This window comes from Paenibacillus amylolyticus (assembly GCF_003719335.1).
Taxonomy (GTDB): Bacteria; Bacillota; Bacilli; order Paenibacillales; family Paenibacillaceae; genus Paenibacillus; species Paenibacillus amylolyticus_D.
On the sequence record NZ_RIAS01000015.1, the window covers coordinates 153,597 to 171,362 of the forward strand.

17 protein-coding genes are annotated in these 17,766 nt (G+C 47.2%); 10 read left to right on the plus strand and 7 right to left on the minus strand.

Features of this window, described 5'->3' with window-relative positions; genetic code table 11:
• Positions 1-70 precede the first annotated feature (70 nt).
• On the minus strand, positions 71-1,267 hold the full coding sequence (gene fabV, locus EC604_RS23100; RefSeq protein ID WP_123066378.1) for an enoyl-ACP reductase FabV: 1,197 nt from the start codon (positions 1,265-1,267) through the stop codon (positions 71-73).
• Between the two features lie 154 nt (positions 1,268-1,421).
• Between fabV and EC604_RS30855 the strand changes: the two genes are divergently transcribed.
• The 4 genes from EC604_RS30855 (at position 1,422) to EC604_RS23115 (ending at position 4,971) form a co-directional block, all read left to right on the plus strand.
• A complete protein-coding gene (locus tag EC604_RS30855) occupies positions 1,422-1,550 on the plus strand; it encodes a hypothetical protein (RefSeq protein ID WP_275670049.1) in 129 nt (42 codons plus the stop codon).
• A 58-nt stretch (positions 1,551-1,608) separates the two neighbouring features.
• Positions 1,609-2,892 (plus strand): XRE family transcriptional regulator, encoded by a 1,284-nt coding sequence (locus EC604_RS23105; RefSeq protein ID WP_123066379.1) that lies wholly within the window; start codon positions 1,609-1,611, stop codon positions 2,890-2,892.
• Positions 2,893-3,583: 691 nt separating this feature from the next.
• The gene (locus EC604_RS23110) at positions 3,584-4,003 is read left to right on the plus strand and encodes a hypothetical protein (RefSeq protein WP_192895147.1); all 420 of its coding nucleotides are present in this window, start codon (positions 3,584-3,586) and stop codon (positions 4,001-4,003) included.
• Positions 4,004-4,176: 173 nt separating this feature from the next.
• The gene (locus tag EC604_RS23115; RefSeq protein WP_123066380.1) at positions 4,177-4,971 is read left to right on the plus strand and encodes a hypothetical protein; all 795 of its coding nucleotides are present in this window, start codon (positions 4,177-4,179) and stop codon (positions 4,969-4,971) included.
• Between the two features lie 149 nt (positions 4,972-5,120).
• On the opposite strand, the gene EC604_RS23120 is transcribed toward EC604_RS23115, so the two are convergent.
• From EC604_RS23120 to EC604_RS23130, 3 genes are all read right to left on the minus strand, one after another.
• Entirely contained in the window at positions 5,121-5,786 is a 666-nt protein-coding gene (locus EC604_RS23120) for a hypothetical protein (protein ID WP_123066381.1), read from the minus strand.
• A gap of 70 nt (positions 5,787-5,856) precedes the next feature.
• A complete protein-coding gene (locus EC604_RS23125) occupies positions 5,857-6,675 on the minus strand; it encodes a class I SAM-dependent methyltransferase (RefSeq protein ID WP_123066382.1) in 819 nt (272 codons plus the stop codon).
• Between the two features lie 67 nt (positions 6,676-6,742).
• A complete protein-coding gene (locus tag EC604_RS23130) occupies positions 6,743-7,732 on the minus strand; it encodes a helix-turn-helix transcriptional regulator (protein WP_240037121.1) in 990 nt (329 codons plus the stop codon).
• 141 nt (positions 7,733-7,873) lie between these two features.
• On the opposite strand from EC604_RS23130, the gene EC604_RS23135 reads away from it, so the two are divergent.
• Positions 7,874-9,307, plus strand: coding sequence for a glycoside hydrolase family 1 protein (locus EC604_RS23135; RefSeq protein WP_123066383.1), 1,434 nt, complete (start codon positions 7,874-7,876; stop codon positions 9,305-9,307).
• A 72-nt stretch (positions 9,308-9,379) separates the two neighbouring features.
• Here the strand turns inward: EC604_RS23135 and EC604_RS23140 are convergent, their stop codons facing one another.
• On the minus strand, positions 9,380-10,045 hold the full coding sequence (locus EC604_RS23140; protein WP_123066384.1) for a phosphatase PAP2 family protein: 666 nt from the start codon (positions 10,043-10,045) through the stop codon (positions 9,380-9,382).
• Positions 10,046-10,191: 146 nt separating this feature from the next.
• Between EC604_RS23140 and EC604_RS23145 the strand changes: the two genes are divergently transcribed.
• On the plus strand, positions 10,192-10,761 hold the full coding sequence (locus tag EC604_RS23145) for a hypothetical protein (protein ID WP_151458110.1): 570 nt from the start codon (positions 10,192-10,194) through the stop codon (positions 10,759-10,761).
• Between the two features lie 245 nt (positions 10,762-11,006).
• Here EC604_RS23145 and EC604_RS23150 read toward each other — a convergent pair whose 3' ends face one another.
• Positions 11,007-11,786, minus strand: a complete 780-nt coding sequence (locus tag EC604_RS23150) for an AraC family transcriptional regulator (protein WP_123066386.1) — start codon at positions 11,784-11,786, stop codon at positions 11,007-11,009.
• A gap of 30 nt (positions 11,787-11,816) precedes the next feature.
• A complete protein-coding gene (locus EC604_RS23155; protein ID WP_123066387.1) occupies positions 11,817-12,401 on the minus strand; it encodes a LysE family translocator in 585 nt (194 codons plus the stop codon).
• Positions 12,402-12,884: 483 nt separating this feature from the next.
• Here EC604_RS23155 and EC604_RS23160 point away from each other — a divergent pair, with 483 nt between their 5' ends.
• From EC604_RS23160 to EC604_RS23175, 4 genes are all read left to right on the plus strand, one after another.
• Positions 12,885-13,898: a substrate-binding domain-containing protein gene (locus EC604_RS23160; RefSeq protein WP_123066388.1), complete on the plus strand. Its 1,014-nt coding sequence runs from the start codon at positions 12,885-12,887 to the stop codon at positions 13,896-13,898.
• Positions 13,879-15,840 carry a cache domain-containing sensor histidine kinase gene (locus tag EC604_RS23165; protein WP_123066389.1) on the plus strand — a complete coding sequence of 654 codons (1,962 nt, stop codon included), beginning with the start codon at positions 13,879-13,881 and terminating at the stop codon, positions 15,838-15,840. The genes EC604_RS23160 and EC604_RS23165 overlap by 20 nt, the downstream gene beginning before the upstream one ends.
• Positions 15,841-15,848: 8 nt before the next feature.
• Complete coding sequence (locus EC604_RS23170) at positions 15,849-17,114, plus strand: response regulator (protein WP_240037123.1); 1,266 nt, start codon at positions 15,849-15,851, stop codon at positions 17,112-17,114.
• A gap of 274 nt (positions 17,115-17,388) precedes the next feature.
• The coding region (locus EC604_RS23175) for a substrate-binding domain-containing protein (protein ID WP_151458111.1) at positions 17,389-17,766 on the plus strand (378 nt) is incomplete at its 3' end.

Sequence of the window (17,766 nt, forward strand, 5' to 3'; positions counted from 1 at the left end):
GGATGACGTATGAAAAATAAAAAAGGAGAAGCAATGAAGCTCCTCCCTGAATGCAAAACAAGATTAAACTTTATGACTGAACGAGGTGGGGTACTTCCACGTTTGGATCCACATCGGCCTCATAATCCACGCCATCAGTTTCGAAACCAAACAGTTGGAAGAACTCGCGGCGGTAACCTTCAAGATCGGACAGGTCATAGATATTCTCGCTCGTAAGATCGTTCCAGATCTTCGCCACTTCCTCCTGCACGTCTGCTCTCATCTCCCAATCATCGATGCGAATGCGCCCTTGCTCATCTGTCGGCACTTCACCGCCAGCGTACAGACGATCCGCAAACAGCCGTTGCAACTGTTCGATACATCCTTCATGCAGCCCTTTTTCCTTCATCACTTTGTACAATGCGGAAATATACAGTGGCACGACTGGAATGGCCGAGCTGGATTGGGTAACCAGTGCTTTGGCTACAGTAACGTAAGCACGTCCACCTGTTGCGCTCAGACGCTCATGCATTTTGCGCGCTGTTGCTTCCAGATGATCTTTCGCTTGACCAATGGAGCCTTCACGATAAATGGCATGTGTTAGCTCAGGGCCGATGTAAGAGAAGGCAATCGTTGTTGCATTGTCTGCAAGTACGCCGCCTTGCTTTAGTGCATCCATCCACAGCTCCCAGTCTTCGCCGCCCATGACGTTAACCGTCTGACGAATCTCTTCTTCTGTCGCTGTTTCGAGAGTCACTGAAGTGATCTCTCCTGTGTGGAAATTGACGGTTTTGTTTGTGTAGGGCTGTCCGATCGGCTTCAGCACGGAGTTGAACACTTCGCCCGTATTTGGATCGGTACGGCGAGCCGAAGCAACGCTGTAAACGACCAAATCCACTTGACCCAATTCGCTGCGAATCAGCTCAACAGCTTTATCACGGGTTTCATTGGCAAAAGCGTCACCAGTGATGCTGTAGGATTTCAGGCCTGCGGCATCCGCAGCCTTCTCAAATGCCGCGGAGTTATACCATCCAGCAGAAGCGGTTCGTTTATCTGTTGCGCTGGAGGGGCGGTAAATACCAATTGTATTCGCGCCTGCTCCAAAAGCGGAAACGATGCGCGAAGCCAGTCCGTAACCTGTAGACGCGCCGATGACGAGCACGTTGCGGGGCCCCTGAATCTCTGGCTTAGATTTTACATAATTAATCTGCTCCTGCACTTGTGCCGCACAGCCGACAGGATGGGAAGTTGTACAAATAAAACCACGTGTTCTTGGTTTAATAATCATTATTGTGGCACCCTTTCGTGTTCAATTCAGTGTAATATTGGATCGATTCATCATGCTTTTTTCGTATATTGTACGTATACATCTCCCCTATTGTAAAACAATTACGTTCGAAACGGAAACCGTTTCGTCAATTTTACTCGAAGGAGAGAACGGGGTGGCCATTCGGCTTTCATTTTGGGATGATAAGTTTAATAAGCATGAGAATGATGTAGTGGATGAGGAAGGCCAGATTCTTTATAATCAGAAGTTAGGCTTGATCGCAAATGACGAATCGTACCAATGATATGATAGACTCGCTATAGAGAAAGAGTAGACCTTCATAATGAAAGGATAGACCTGTTATGCTGAAAGAACGGATCGAGTTTTTAAGCAAACGAAAACAAATCTCACGTAAAGACCTCGTAGAAGGTCTGGTTACGCAGGCACATTTCGCAAACATCCTTGCAGAGCGTTATCCACTGCCCGAAGATTTGGCCGAGAGTATTGCAGAGCGCTTGGGTGTAAGCTCCTCCTATCTATTGCGGACAGCAGTCCAGGATGAACAGACATTGGCACGAGCAGAAGCGATCTTTGTACAGATGTCGGTTCCAGCCTCGACGATCCCGGAGGAAACGGTACATGCTTTGGAGGATCGGGATGATTCGCTTACGGTGGAACTGACGACTGCTTTAATGAAGGCCGTCTACTATCAGCAGTTAAATGACGCCGCTGCGCATGAATACATACATACATCGTATCTGAATTTTTATTTGGAGAAGTATGGCCGCCCGGATGACGTGCAGCTACCTGGGCCGCTTACCAAAGCTTTGCTATTTTACAAAATCCAATATTATCGATCCAAGCAGGCGTTTGTGGACGTGCTCACTCATGTGACAAGACTGAGCGCCCTGACGGAGCCGGGAAGCGAGCTATGGCTGTCGATCCAGAATATTCAGATGGAGGCTTATATCCATACCCGGCATTACGAGGAGGCGAAGCGCACATTTGAGCAGACGATGAAACATGTGTATGATCAGCGGTTGTTTCATCGTTTGTCCAGTCTGTATGTAGCATACAGCGGGTATTGCTTTACGATGGGACTGTTGCAGGAAGCTTTGTCCGCATTGTCGATGGCTGAGGCGAATCTGGTCTACGCCGGGAATCATGGAGATTTGGTTACAGCCATTGCGAACAATCGAATTGTCATGTTGACGATGTCAGGGGAGTTAGATCAGGCACAGACTGAGATTGAGCGATTCGAAAACCTGCTCGAGGCAGAAACGAAGGAGACACGGCAGGCGATGAAGCCGTTGCTTTTGGTGTATCGCTGTGAGGTTGCCTCCGCCCGGAAAAGTTGGGGCATGCTGGCGCAAAGTGTGGATCAACTGTTAAGTTGTGCTGTCACAGAGGATCAGCGAATGAACGCGGTTTTTTATCAAAGTCAGCTGGCGCTGGCACACGGAGAACAGGACACATTTTTAACTCAAGCTCAGGCTTGTCTGCCATATTTTGAGTCTGTGCAACAGTCGCTACGTTTGGAATCCCTATATGAAGGCTTGGCTGTGGTGAGTGAGGATCAGCGGCGGTACAAAGAGGCGGCAGGTTATTATCGCAAGCTGGTGTATTTGCTACGGAGAACGAAGTAAAGGTTAGGTTTGGAAGGCTGCTGGGGCAAGGCAGGTTCATTTCTAACGATCACCAGCGACGTTATTTCGGCGAATTTCAACGTTTTTATTTTCTAGCGATCACAGTGGAGCTTATTTGGTGGAATCACTGTCAAAATGGACGTTTATCTTGGTTTTTCAGTGAGATAAGCTCTCTGGTGATCGTTACAATTTCAGAAAGGACTATTTTGCTTAAATAAGCTTATCTGAGATCGTTAGAGCAAACATCTGTGTTGAAACACTTCAACTTATCAGGAAAAGTCTTAGGTGTGGAAGATATGTTGTAAGTGCGTCTTTTGCAGGGATGTGTGCTGTGAGTGCATCATGAATGTGCGATGTTTGCTACATAAGTATCTTTAATAAAGCTAAGCTACAAAGTGTGCATTTGTAAAAAAAGTAGGCATTTGACCAAATTTGACCACTCTGAGTAACTGTAATCAGAGCCAAGTAGCGGACAAATTCAACAAAAATAAATGGTTTAATCCTCATTGAGTTGGTTAGAACAACGTTTTTATTGGGAAAAAGCAAGCATAGCTACAAATAAATCGATGGAATCTCGTCTCTAGCAGGACATTTCCCCGATTCTTTTGTATGTGTCCAGATCCGTATTCATACGGGCTATGTTGTGTTTATAATTAATCATACCCAATAAAAAACAAATGAGGTGTTCGATATGATGGGATGGTTTACACGTAAAAACAAACAGGAAGATGCTGTTGCCAAAGCAGATCGAGTAATGAACAAAGGGCTTACGGGCATGATGATGAAAGGATTCGTACCAAAGGAACATCGGGATGCCATCAACCAAAGTTTGGACTCGGCTAAGCAGGCACAATTGGCTGCAAGCGGATCGTTGCCTCTGACAGCAACTGGAACCGTGATCAGTATAACGGATACGGGAAAATTAATTAATTTTGATCCCATTGTGGTGCTCGTACTTGAAGTCAGTGAAACGGGTGGTCGCACGTACCAACGTACGATGGAAACACTTGTATCCAAGCTGCAGATTCCGCGTGTAGGTGATCGTGTCGGTTTGGGACAGCATCCGGCGAACCCTTCTGAACTGATTTATATGGGACTTCTTTCGGTTTAGGTGGATTCATAGCGATGTTAATGAAACTATTTTAAATTAGGGAATAATTCAATTATTAGTTTGTTTGTTACAGATAACAACGAAAAGGTAACATACAAACCAAAGATATAACAAAAGATATAACATAGTAAAAAGATTTATACAGCATAAATTAGATAGATAGGGTGATAGAGATGAGTCGTTTTTTTAGAGTAATTGGCTTACTGATGGTACTTGGGACAGGGTTTTCTCCAATCATAGCTCAGTGGCTGTGGGATGATCCGTTTATAGCGATGCAGTCGTGGTGGTTTAAACCGATACTTTTTGGTGGCATTGGTCTAATGGTTATTTCGTCGATCTTCGGTACGAGTCTGGGGCAACGTAAGATTAAAACAGGATTACCAGCAGTTGGTGTGATCCAAAGCATTCAGCAGACGGGCACCTATATTAATGAACAGCCGGAAGTGAAAATGATGCTGAAGGTGTCTCGTCAAGGCCGGGAAACGTATGATACAGAATTAAGAACCATTGTTCCTTTGACTTCGCTGTCCCAGTTTCAGCCGGGAGCAATCATTCCGCTTGTCGTATCCGAGAAAGATGAGCGCAAAGTCGGGCTGGATCACCATGGGATGGTGTCGCAAGAGCATATGCAGCAACTGTTGAATGAAAAGATGATGCAACAAGGTATAGCACCGGAGATGGTTGATATTGCGCGAACAGGAGAGAAGGGGCTGGCTAAAATTCTGGACGTTACCCCTATGGGAAGCGGACAGAATGGCAACATCAAGCTACAGCTTAAACTGAGTATTACGAAACCAAATGGTGAAACCTTTGAGGTGATTACGCAAAAAGAAATACTGCCCTCTGCGATGTCGCAGGTTCAGCAGGGACATATCATTAACGTATTTTATTCGCCGCAGGACCCTTCCAAGGTGGTTCTTGCTCTTCAGGTGCAGGAGCAGCAACTGAATCAACTCTTCTCGTCCTAAGCTTCACGCTAAGAAGCTATCAATAGGAAACGATAGCGGTTATCCGGTTCATAAAGAAGGGAATAGAGTTATATATTCAAGCGCCCTCCCCAAGTCAAAGTAGACGAAGAACGGGGAGGGTGTTTTTTATTTATATCCCTACAATTAAGTTAGGAACGAGTGCTTGAAGGAGAGCGCATCAGCATTTCTCGGAAAGATTGAAAAAGAGGCTGTGCGTGGTGTTCAATCTGCTCCCGGCTGGCCGGTCTATCTTCTGTTAATATATCATGATCGAACCATACGACAGCATAATCATTGTCATCATTTGGGTTACACGTCGTCGTATCCCAGCAGACAGGCCCTGCATGATCTTCATAGGAGGCAAATGGAATATATCCCGCCTTAATGAGTGATTCCCATGATGACCAGAGGTTACGTAATTCCCTTAGAGGATAGTCAGAAGGTAGATTCGGTAATTCGATCATAACCCCTTCATAACGAAGATAGACATTCAGAACGTATCGGCTACTTAGATAGGCCATATAGAGCGGAGGCAGAGAGAACGATGAGCTATACGTATCCGAACCAGGCCTAATATAACTAGCAATTAATTCATCAATCTGATCTACCGTAACCCCCGAGTCCAGCATTCTCCAGCGAACCCATCCTTCTTCATCAACCTCACCAACCTGCATATCCGAAGGCACGCCATAGTCTTCTTCTTCCATTTTGGCCGGATGAGACATTAGAATATCCCGGTGAGGAGAATCGAAATATGTGTCAAGCCAGCTTTTGATGAAATGTCGATCTCGTTCCAGCACTTCTTTGTTAATCAAAGTGGTCACAACCCTTCAAGATCAGTAATCCTTATATTTTTATATTCTTATATCCTGATATGTTTTTAATTTAAATAATGCCGATTCGCATGCGATAGGAGAACAGCACTTCTTTTGATTTTCCGTCAAAAACCAGTTCGGCCTGGCGTCTGAAGTCGTCTGCCATGTCATTCAATTCTGTGGCGCCCAGTTTCAGAGCTGTCTGGAGTCCGCCTTGGCTAAGAGCCAGGTTGGCATAACGCTCAGCTGTGAAGGGCTCCTGGTGGTGGAACACAATTTCCCGGTTGTAACGGAATAGCCCAGATTGCTGGATCTGTTGCAAATGGCCTTCTTTGTTCCATTTATGTGCTTGCTGCTCTGCACTCGATAGACGTGAAGCAAGTTCATCCGCTGTGCTAACCAGTTGCTGGTATGCTGCTTCAAGCTGCCAGTTCAATACTGGGGGCCAGTCACAGTCGTAGGCAGCAAAAATACCGCCTGGACGCAGTACCCGTGCGAACTCGCGTAAAGTGGATTCCGGCTCCATCCAGTGAAACGACTGGGAACAGGTCAAAATATCTACACTGTCATCAGGCAGGCCGAGGTCATGGGACATTCCCGCCGCGAAACGCAGCTGATCCGGTTTGCCTGCAGCTTCCCATTTCGCAATGCCTACGGAGCGCATATCCTCGCTAGGTTCTACGCCGATTACTCGCTCGGCATGATCCAGCCAGATCCAGGTGGATAACCCTGTTCCGCAGCCAACATCAGCCACGAAGCGCGGCTTCTTGCCCAGATAATGAGTCAAAATATCGACGACTTCGAGGGGAGCAGCGGGTCTGTTTTGATCATACAGTGTGCCAAATCCTTTAAAGCGTTCCACGTTATTATGTCTGATCTGCTGATTCATGTGTGTCCTCCCAACATTGCTGAATTCCTGTCGAACCTAATTTACAATGAAATGGTATAAACGCATACTATATTGTACCATCATCCTCGGTTTTGTGCCCATCATCTTCCAATAAAAGTGTAACGGCTTCTTGATGTCTGCGAAGCAACTCTTTGCGCACCGCCATAGGTGCGATCACCTTTACTTTCGAGCCAAAGGACATTAGAAAAGAGTACAGCCGTTCACCCTGATCAAGCTGAAGAGAGACTTGTAACTTGCCATCTGGCTCCTGCTGAATGATAGCGGGATCAAGCAGGTCATAGACACGGTAGGCAACTGAATGTTCAAAGAGTAGTTGGAGTTCGGGCTGCTCCTTAGATTTTCCTTCCATATCGTTGTATTGTCCTCTATTTTTGCCCTCTATTAACTCCTCCTTTTTCAACGTGTATGCCTCGGTACGCTCGTAAGCGCCGGGCACAAAACGAAGTTCTGTGATCCGCTTGATTTTGTACGTGACAAGAGAGCTGGACTGATGCTCAGCTTGCTTTAAACCTTGGAAGTACCATGTATTGTTTTTAAAAATAAGCTTCACCGGCAGCGCCGTTTCCTCACTCGCTTCTCCATTGGAATCAATATAGTGAAATGCGAGCAGTTGACTGGCGAATATCGCCTGTTTCACCTGATTAAACAGTTGCATTTCTTGCTCGGGAATACTACTCCACGGGGAGTACTCGAATTCAATCCAGTCCAGTTTATGATCAAAAAGGGTTGTTAACCTGCCCAGCATCCGGGCACTATTCAGATGTGGAATGGCGCTGACGCTGTACAAGCCCAGCAAAATTTCATTCTGTTCATCCTCGCTCAGCAGTGACTTGTCCATGACATAGTGATCCATCAGATGAATGCCGCCGTGTTTGCCCGTTGTTGTATAGACGGGGATACCTGCCGCACTCAGGCGGTCAATGTCCCGGTATACGGTGCGAACCGAGATTTCGAACAGGCGCGCAAGCTCCGGGGCGGTCGTTTTCTTTTTTTCCAGCAACAGCAACAACATTCGGAATAATCGGTTATGTTCCATGACCAAATTATATCATGACAACCCTTGTCAGGGTATAAGTGCTACACTTGGACTATAACGTTATAGTTCTCAGCGTATTTCAGTGGATTAAAGATCTCAGACGTGCTCTAGCAGCAGTCTACATTAGAGGAGGAACACATCATGAAAATGAAGGATGGATTCTTTTGGGGCGGCGCAACGGCTGCCAATCAGTTTGAAGGCGGATGGAACAAGGACGGCAAAGGGCCAAGCACATCGGATATGATGATAGGCGGAACGCATACCACGCCGCGCCGAATTACACCTGTACTTGAAGAAGGCACGTATTATCCGAGCCATGAAGCGGTTGATTTTTATGGACATTATAAAGAAGACATTGCGATGATGGCCGAGATGGGTTTCAAAATGTTCCGCATGTCGATCAACTGGTCTCGCATCTATCCGAACGGTGACGATCTGGAGCCAAACGAAGAAGGTTTGAAGTTCTACGATAACGTCTTTGCCGAGTTAAAAAAACATAACATTGAGCCTTTGGTGACGATCTCTCACTACGAGACACCGTTTGGCCTGACACAAAAATATAACGGCTGGGCTTCTCGCGAAGTGATCGAGTTTTACATCCGCTATTGTACAACCCTGTTCAACCGTTATAAGGATCAGGTAAAATACTGGCTGACCTTTAATGAAATTAACTGTCTGACGATGCCGCTTGGTGCCTATATGGCAGGCGGATTGTTGTTTGAAGGCAAAGAAACATTGACGGACGGAGTAGATCAGCCACAGACCCGTTTCCAGGCGCTTCACCATCAATTTGTGGCCAGTGCCAAAGCGGTGAAGCTGGGGCACGAGATCAATCCGGATTTCAAAATCGGCTGTATGGTTGCTTTCATGACAACATATCCGAATACGTGTAACCCTGACGATATTTTACTTGCGCAGAAGAAAGATCAGCTGTCCAACATGATCTGTGGGGACGTACAGGTTCGGGGAGCATACCCAGGATTTGCAAAACGCTTTTTCGCAGAAGAAGGCATCGAAATTCAAATGCAATCGGAAGATGAGCAGACGCTGCGCGAAGGCTGTGTAGATTTCTACTCCTTCAGTTATTACATGTCTCTCGTGGAAAGTGCAGATACATCACTGGATCGAGCAGAGGGTAATCTGCTTGGCGGGATCAAAAATCCATATCTTGAAGCCTCCGATTGGGGCTGGCAGATCGATCCAAAAGGACTGCGTTACACGCTGAACCATCTCTATGACCGTTATCAAATTCCTTTGATGGTTGTGGAAAACGGTCTCGGTGCTGTCGATGTCGTGGAAGAAGACGGTTCCATTCAGGATGACTACCGGATTGATTATCTGAAAGGTCACATTGAGCAGATGAAAGAAGCGGTTGCGGACGGCGTAGACCTGATTGCGTATACGATGTGGGGCTGTATTGACCTTGTAAGTGCTTCGACTGGTGAGATGAAAAAACGTTACGGTTTCATTCATGTCAACAAAGATAATGATGGCAACGGTGATTTGAGCCGCACACCGAAGAAAAGCTTCTACTGGTACAAAGATGTGATTGCTTCCAATGGAGAGAAATTGTAATCAAAAAGATAACAAACCCCCAACGATCTTTCGGTCGTTGGGGGTTTTTGCGATGAAGCATATAACATGTGGCTAGGCGAGGCTTCTGGCCTGTAATTCAGACATCCGCTGCAAAAAACGTCTATAGAACCAGATACAGGTGAATAACCAGCATCCGCTCAGAAAGTAACCTCCAACGACGTCACTAGGATAATGCACGCCCAGATAGATCCGGCTGATACCGATCATCAGGATAAATGCACCACTGGCTGCTATCATACATACACGCCCGGTAAAGGTCGGGATATGCTTCCAGATCAGAAAAGCAAGTCCGCCATAAAGGCTGAACGCCGCCATGGAATGTCCGCTGGGGAAGCTGTACCCGCTCACTTCGATAATGCGGTTAATGGTTGGGCGAGCGCGTTGAAAGATCAGCTTGATCACGGCATTCAGCAGAGTAGAGCCTGCAAGCACGATGGCAAGAAAGAGCAGTTCGCGTTTGTGGCGTAGGAAAACATAGAGGATCAGCATGACAATGACCGTAATGACAACGACCTGAAGCTCGCTGCCAATCCAAGTGAAAAATTGCATAAATCGGGTCATGCCAGGTGATTCCATGCCTTGGATCAAGTCGATAAGTACAGCATCAAAGCGATGAATCTGGTTATCGCTGATGGACAGTGCAATGCTGATAAAAGCGATCAGGCATAATGCTGCGACCAGCAGCGGAATGGATATTTTTTTCGTCAAATTGTGCATCAAATGTCGAGTTCCTCCGTGAATAAGTATATACATAACCTTTTTAACATAGTGTTAACATTCTACTATAAAACAAACAAAAACGAAAATGGAGACGTTCATAAGATAAGAGTGGCTTCAAGATAACTCAAAGGGGGTCTGTAAGGATGAGGAGAATGGTAGCGACCGTTTTAGTTCTATTGTTATTTGCAGCCAATGTGATCGTTTGGCCGGGGGAGCGGGCATACGCATGCAGCTGTGTGGAATCCAGTGTCAAGGAGAAACTGAAAACAAATGCCGCGGTATTTACGGGAAAAGTAGTCGAGATCGGAGGTGGCTCCATATTCAGCAGTGAGCGATATAAGAAGTACACGCTGGATGTGGACACGGCCTGGAAAGGCGTAGATGCAAAAAAGATGACGATTTTGATCAATGATTTGGGCGAGGAGTCCTGTGGAACAACATTAGTGAAGGAGCGATCCTATCTGATCTTTGCTAATCAGGATGATAAGGATGGCAAATTATACAGCAGTCTGTGCAGCGGCAATCTTCAGATTGAACAGGCTGGAGAGGCAATCAATATGTTGGGTAAGGGCACTCCTGCAAGCTCAGATGATTTCAGGGACGGTAGCGGTTATCGCGATCCGTGGATGATCTTCCTATATGGTGGAGGTGCAGTTGTGATACTTACGCTAGCGGGTGGTTGGCTGTGGAGAAGGAAACAGCGGAGAGCATAATATCTATGGTGGGATCGTCTGTATCGATATCATAGAAGAGTTGTATGTGATATATAGAAGGTGTGTATGAGAGCGGCCAAATGAAGGAACAAGAGCTACAGTGAACGCATCGTGCAGTGGAATTTATCTGACGAAACATCCCCTTATGGACGTGGGCATGCTCCTTAAGGGGATGTTGATTTTTTAGCAGTGTTTTTGATTTCGGTTGGTGATGAGCATCCAATCCGAGGTGCTGTAGCTCCATACTAACGCTGGAGCTGTAACATATAATCATGCGCAGTTACGCCAAAGACCCGTTTGAAATGTCTGTTCAGATGGGTCAGATCGACAAAGCCACAGTCAGCCACGGCGGTATAGATGTCTTTATGTTTTTCAAGCGATTGACGGGCATGCTCGACCTTGCAGTTCAGGAAAAATTGATAGGGTGAAATGCCGGCATGGGCTTTGAATTCACGGATAAATTGAAACTTCGACAAGCCAAATTCAGCCGATAGATCATCCAGTTTCAGTACGTCTGCGGTGCTGCAAAACATCATTTCTTTTGCTTTGCGAACAAGACTGTCCTGAGGTTTCCAGAGTCTTGCAGGCTGTTCCTCCTGAGCGAGCATATGCACCAGATCAAACAGCCGGGTGCTGCACTCGGCTTCGTCCTGTCTATGCTGCACGGCATCGTTCAGCATTAGAATGCTTCGGGCAAGCTTCGGATCATAGACGATGGGGCTGCTGAAGCGCAGTTCTTTTTTGCCCAAAATCTGCTCGACGAACTCGGGTTTCAGGTAAAGCATCACATAATCAATACCCTCTTTATCATAGGAGCTTCCATCATGTAATTGCTCGCGGTTAAACAGCATGACGCCGTTCGGATGTGAAGCCTGATAATGACCATCGAGATGATATTGCTGAATACCGCGCAGCGTTACGCCTACAGCATATTCCTCATGGCAATGCTTTTTATAAGTAAAATCGGTGAAGCTGGCGGATAGGGCCAGTACGTCTTCTGATCTTTTGTAGCTAAACTGTTCCATACCGCGCACCTCCGCAGATTAAGTAAGTCGTTAGATCAGACCTGACACAATAATGGCTGAGTATATCAGAAAAAGAGCCATCAGCATACTACATGTTCGCTGGTAACGATTCAGCAAGGATCGAAAGATCGTGCCGAACACCACCCAGCTGGAGTAAGCCAGAAAACCAATACACGTAATCAGCATAACATAGAAGAACGCAGACCATGATTCTGCAGCGACGTAAGGAAGTACATAAGCTGGAATGACGGTGAAGGTAAACAGCACCACCTTGGGATTCACAAATTGCATCATTACACCGTTCCAAAAGCCTAATATGGCCTGAGGAGCGGCTTCAGTAGAGCCCATTCGATAGACCTGATAAGCAAGGTATAGCATGTAAATGCCGCCGATGATCTGCATGACTTGCAAGATGCCTGGCAAGATGTCAGCGAGAAGCTGATTTAGAAAAGCAGACGCAGTCAGCAACAGACCGAAAGCTAAGGTAGCTCCCCAGACATAGGGCATGGTGCGGCGTGCGCCTACTTTTTGTGTGGAGGAGAGAATGACAATATTGCTGGGGCCAGGTGTAAATGTGACAACGATGCAGTAGATTAAAAAGGTTAGTATATTCATCTTGCGCTCCTTTTCGATGCTATCTAATTTGAACCAAAGATTTTACACAGTCCACTCCGATGACAGAATAACCTGGAGAGTAGCGGTTATCCCCAGATTTTTTTGATACCCTTATACAAAGGGAAAAATCCGGTGATAAAGGCGAGGCATATGCCTCCGATGAAGCTTTCTTTCAGAAAGCTTTAAGCTCCGCTTTTCCAGGTTTTTTCTGTCCTCTCCGTTAATGTGTAAAAAAGTAGCTCAAATAAGATAGAGGATTATTGTCGTAATCATAAGGCGGAGCAGACCATAGCTATAGTACATTATTGCAGCAGAGCTGGAGGTCGTAATGAGGTAAGGTCTCTTGGAAAATGGTTATTCCAATAAGTCGAACTATTTTTTACACTTTAACAGAAAGGTTCCCTTTTTGAATGATTGCGTTTACAATCGATAACGGAGTGAGGGTGTACAAATAGACATAGACCACTTGAGGAAGTGAATACAATGAAGAAAATGCTACTGATCTACATTGTGCTGATAGCGGCGTTTGCCCTGTATGTATTGAGATTTGAATATACCAGTCAGGTGAACAACTCGTGGGAAAACCGCGGCCTGCGCGGTGATCTGGGTGAGACGTACATGATGATTACGTTCCAGTCGGGTCTGGAATATTGGAAGAGTCCGCTGAAAGGTTTTGAGGATGCCGCGGATGCGCTTGGCGTGACTGTCGAGTATCGCGGAGCTACACGGTATGATGCGAAGGAGCAGACGACCGTGATTGAGCAGGCCATTGCACGTAAACCTGCGGGCATTGCCATATCGGCGATTGATCCGAAATCATTAATACCAGCGATCAATAAAGCTGTGGAAGCGGATATTCCTGTAGTTCTGTTCGATGCAGATGCACCAGGGAGTCAGGCGTATTCTTTTTTGGGAACGGATAATTATAAGGCAGGCGTAACGGCAGCGGATAAAATGGCCGAGCTGCTCGGTCGTGAAGGAGAAGTCGCTGTATTAACGTCGCCGGGACAACAGAATCATGAGGAACGAACAAAAGGATTCAGCGAAACGATTCAGCAGCGATACCCCAATATGCAGGTCGTTGAAATCGCGGATGGACATGGAGATACGTTGAAATCCCGGGATGAAACGATCCGGATGATGAAGGCACATCCAAAGCTGGCGGGTATATTTGTCACCGAGGCAACGGGAGGCGCCGGAGCTGGGGAAGCGGTGCAAAATGCAAATCCAGGCAATGGTCAGAAGCTGCACATCATTTCTTTTGACACAAATAAAGCAACACTCGACCTGATTCAAAATGGCACAATATCCGCTACGATTGCACAAGGGACCTGGAACATGGGATATTGGTCGCTCCAATACCTGTTCCATCTGCACCATCACTTGACCGTGCCTGCACCTTCGCCTTCAGGGGAAAACGCACCGCTGCCTGTAACGGTAGATACGGGGATTTCGGTCGTGACACGTTTGAATGTGGATGATTATTATGCCAAATAAACAGAGAACATGGCGCTCTGAGCTTGTAAACGGTGTCCGCCGCCTGCGTCTGCGTAACATGCCGCTACGATACCAGTTGATGCTTCTATTTCTGCTTTTCGCCATCGTGCCGTCCGTCGGTTTGGGTCTGCTCGTGAATTGGACGGTAGAACGAGTAGTGGAGCGACAGGTAGAGGGGCATACGATGCAGCTGATTGGCAAGGTCAATGAAGCGTTGAATACCAAGATGGAGAACTTGCAAAATATGACCTATCTGATTGCGTTTGAACCAGACGTCAATGCTTTCATGGACGAGAAGGTCGGCGGGGACGGGAACACACGTGAACGTGAACGCGTCGAAAGACAAGCCAGCAAAGCGGATACGGAATCTGAGCAGAACCGCTTGTATGGCATCAAACAGACTTTGCAAGGATTCACAACGTTGTACCCGGAAATTGCGGGCATCGTGCTTGTGAACGGTAGCGGTGATTATATAAGCAATGAGATGTACCCTCGAACGGAGCAACGTCTGACCGAGGAGAATTGGTATCGGAAGGCTGCAATGCAACCAGGAATTTTCACGGTACTGGGTCAGCCGCGGGAGCGCAACATGACCACCCATGTCCGGTATAAGGATGATGAGATTGTATCGGTCGCCCGCTCTGTCACGGATGAAACGACCGGGCACGTAAAGGGAGCTGTACTAATTGACCTCAAGCTGAGGTCCGTTTCACAGGCGGCTCGTAATGTAACACTTGGAAAATCCGGGTATGTCATGGTCACCGATGTCGAAGGGCAAAGTGTGTACAAACCGGAGCATCCGCTCATTGAACATATTCCGGCGAGTTGGTTTGCTTCGGGAGAGGGCGGAACGTTTACGAAAGATGTGGATGGCGAAGCGTTATTATTCATGTATCAGTCATCTACCTTTACGGGCTGGAGAACAGTCGGGGTGTTCCCGACCAAAGAGTCGATCTCCGAGGTGAGACAGATTCAGTTTTATGTGGTCAGTTTTGTCTTTGTAGTGTGTTTGTTTGGTCTGAGTGCATCCTTGTGGTTCTCCCGTTCGATTGCCCAGCCGATATTCCGATTAATGTCTTATATGCGCAGAGCCGAAACGGGCAATCTCAATGCAGGCCGCTGGAGTGATCGTGCCGATGAGATCGGTATGCTGGGAAATAGTTTTAATCGAATGCTGAGTCAGATTCGTCAGCTGATTTCGCTGAATGAGCTGAGGGAGCGGCAGAAACGGGATGCGGAGATGCGCAGCTTGCAGGAGCATATCAAGCCTCATTTTTTATATAATACGCTGGATACGATTCACTGGATGGCTCGAAAAGAAGGTGCCGACGGTGTGTCCAATATGGTTGGGGCACTGTCCCGTCTGTTCCGAATCGGACTCAGTAAGGGACAAGATTATATCCCGCTGCACTCCGAGCTGGAGCATATTAGCAGTTACCTGCAGATTCAGCAGACCAGATATCGGGATCGTCTTGGTTACACCATCCATGTCCCGGAAGAATTGCAGAACTTGTATGTGCTGAAGCTGTTACTCCAGCCTTTGGTGGAAAATGCGATATACCATGGCATTAAGGGTAGACGTGGCCCAGGTCATATTGTCATAGAAGCGAATGTGGAGCAGGGGCGGCTGCATCTGACAATTAAGGACGACGGAGCCGGAATGAGCGAAGAACGACTGGCGGAGATGCTGCAGCTGCTGGATATGCCGATGGAGAGTCTGGAATCGACTTCACCGGAGTGGACGGGTAAAAGTTACGGGATGCTGAACGTACAGGCACGATTAAGATTATCATTTGGCAGTGACTATGGGATTTTGCTGGACAGCAGACAGGGAGAGGGAACCCGCGTTACGCTTGTTCATCCACTGATGCGGGAACTGCCTGTAACAATACCTCCCCGGGTTGAGTACCGAGATAACCAAGATCGACAAGAGAAGGAGTGAAGAAGACTGTGGATTATACAGTGACACCGGTCAATGCCAATGCGGCGGATAACCTGTACCGAGTGCTGATTGCCGACGATGAACCGATTATTCGAGAAGGAATCCGGGAGGCCATGGATTGGGCTGCACTTGGCATGGAGGTTGTCGGTGAAGCCGAGGACGGTGAGGAAGCACTTGAACGGGCGGTTGAGTTAAATGTACATGTCGTGCTGGTCGATATGAATATGCCGTTTCTGAATGGCATTGGACTGATCCGTGCTTTACAGGAACAGTGTCCAGGAGTTCGTTATCTGATCATATCCGGGCATGATGAGTTCGCTTATGCCCAGGAAGCCGTTCGTCTCGGGGTCGAGGATTACATCCTGAAGCCTGTACAAGCAGACCAGTTGAGAGCTGCTCTGGAGCGGTTACGTCAACGGCTGGATGAGGAGCATCAGCGGACAGCATATGTCAGACAGGCGGCAGAGCAGATTGAACGAAATATTCCGCTGCTTCGCCAGCGATTTTGTCAGGAGTGGATGGAAGGACAGGCAGGTGGTAAAAGTCTGATGGAACAGCTTGCTTTTCTACATCTGCCGTCTGTATCTCCTGTGCAAGTTGGTGTGGTGCGCTGGCCTGCTGCCGAGGCGCGTCAGACTATACTGAGGGAGAATGATCGTCAACTGTTCCTGTTTGCCATGGAAAATATCATATCAGAACTGCTCGGAGATCATCCGCATGTGCTCTTCCGTGATGCCAGCAGCGTGATCGGGATTTGTCTGTGGCAGGAGACCCCTGAGGAGATTGCACTCCTGCTGGAGCAGCAGATTAGTGCTTGTCTGAACATCGCTGTTCATGCCCATGTCGAACCTCATAGGGGGACGCTGGAAGAGGTGCCGGGTACGTATCGGCATTGCCGTGAACAGGTATATGAAGAAGTGAAGCTCTCTCCGCTCGTTCGCAGGGCGCGACAATTAATTCAGGAGGAGTACGCAGAACGGGAGTTGACGCTGGAATCGCTGGCGTCCCGTTTGCAGGTGTCGGCAGTATATCTCAGTCGTGTGTTAAAAAAAGAGTTGAACGACTCGTTTGTTACTCTTGTCACTCATGCCCGTATTCGTAAAGCTGCACAGTTGCTGGACTCTACGTCGCTCCCGATCCATACAATCGCTGAACGCGTAGGGTATGATACACAGCACTATTTCAGCACAGCGTTCAAAAAAACGATGGGCATCTCACCTGCCCAATATCGCAAGAACGGCGGAACAGACAGTTCCACAGCAGGCTCTTTGTAGATTTCGAAGCATCATCGGATGTATGGATATCAGAGGTTACAAGCAAACCCACCGCGTAAAAGGTTAATCGCCTGTGGTGGGTTTTTCGTTGTGTGCTTCCATCAAAAGTTAAATTTTTATAAAAAAGGTTCAAAACGTGCAAAGACCTTGCTGGCTGTGAAATGCTACCATGAGATGCAGAGAAGGACGATAAGTTAGACGATACTCTAAGAGTTGTAAGCGTTATCTTAAGATTCCAACTGAACGCGATGACGTGAGGAAAGGGGAACTTCATATGAAAAAAGGAGCAATACTCATCTGGCTTCTGGTGATGTCCTTCATGCTCTCGGCCTGTAATCTGGCTGAAAGTGATGTGGGAAGCAAGGAGAAAGGATATGTCGGCATATCCATGCCTACCAAATCGTCGGAACGCTGGGTGGGAGACGGAGAGAACATGGTTCGTCTGTTTCAGGAGCAAGGTTACAAAACAGATCTTCAGTACGCCGAAGACGTGGTTGAGAATCAAATCTCCCAGATCGAGAACATGATTACCAAAGGCGTCGATGTCATGGTCATTGCATCTGTAGACGGAAATACGCTGACCGATGTCATCAAGAAGGCACATGATGAAGGCATTCAGGTCATCTCGTATGACCGGCTTATTCGTAACACG

Coding starts and splice junctions, on each gene's coding strand:
- fabV (WP_123066378.1), bottom strand. CDS start 1,267: ATGATTATTAAACCAAGAACACGTGGTTTTATTTGTACAACTTCCCAT.
- EC604_RS23105 (WP_123066379.1), top strand. CDS start 1,609: ATGCTGAAAGAACGGATCGAGTTTTTAAGCAAACGAAAACAAATCTCA.
- EC604_RS23110 (WP_192895147.1), top strand. CDS start 3,584: ATGATGGGATGGTTTACACGTAAAAACAAACAGGAAGATGCTGTTGCC.
- EC604_RS23115 (WP_123066380.1), top strand. CDS start 4,177: ATGAGTCGTTTTTTTAGAGTAATTGGCTTACTGATGGTACTTGGGACA.
- EC604_RS23125 (WP_123066382.1), bottom strand. CDS start 6,675: ATGAATCAGCAGATCAGACATAATAACGTGGAACGCTTTAAAGGATTT.
- EC604_RS23130 (WP_240037121.1), bottom strand. CDS start 7,732: ATGGAACATAACCGATTATTCCGAATGTTGTTGCTGTTGCTGGAAAAA.
- EC604_RS23135 (WP_123066383.1), top strand. CDS start 7,874: ATGAAAATGAAGGATGGATTCTTTTGGGGCGGCGCAACGGCTGCCAAT.
- EC604_RS23140 (WP_123066384.1), bottom strand. CDS start 10,045: ATGCACAATTTGACGAAAAAAATATCCATTCCGCTGCTGGTCGCAGCA.
- EC604_RS23145 (WP_151458110.1), top strand. CDS start 10,192: ATGAGGAGAATGGTAGCGACCGTTTTAGTTCTATTGTTATTTGCAGCC.
- EC604_RS23150 (WP_123066386.1), bottom strand. CDS start 11,786: ATGGAACAGTTTAGCTACAAAAGATCAGAAGACGTACTGGCCCTATCC.
- EC604_RS23155 (WP_123066387.1), bottom strand. CDS start 12,401: ATGAATATACTAACCTTTTTAATCTACTGCATCGTTGTCACATTTACA.
- EC604_RS23160 (WP_123066388.1), top strand. CDS start 12,885: ATGAAGAAAATGCTACTGATCTACATTGTGCTGATAGCGGCGTTTGCC.
- EC604_RS23165 (WP_123066389.1), top strand. CDS start 13,879: ATGATTATTATGCCAAATAAACAGAGAACATGGCGCTCTGAGCTTGTA.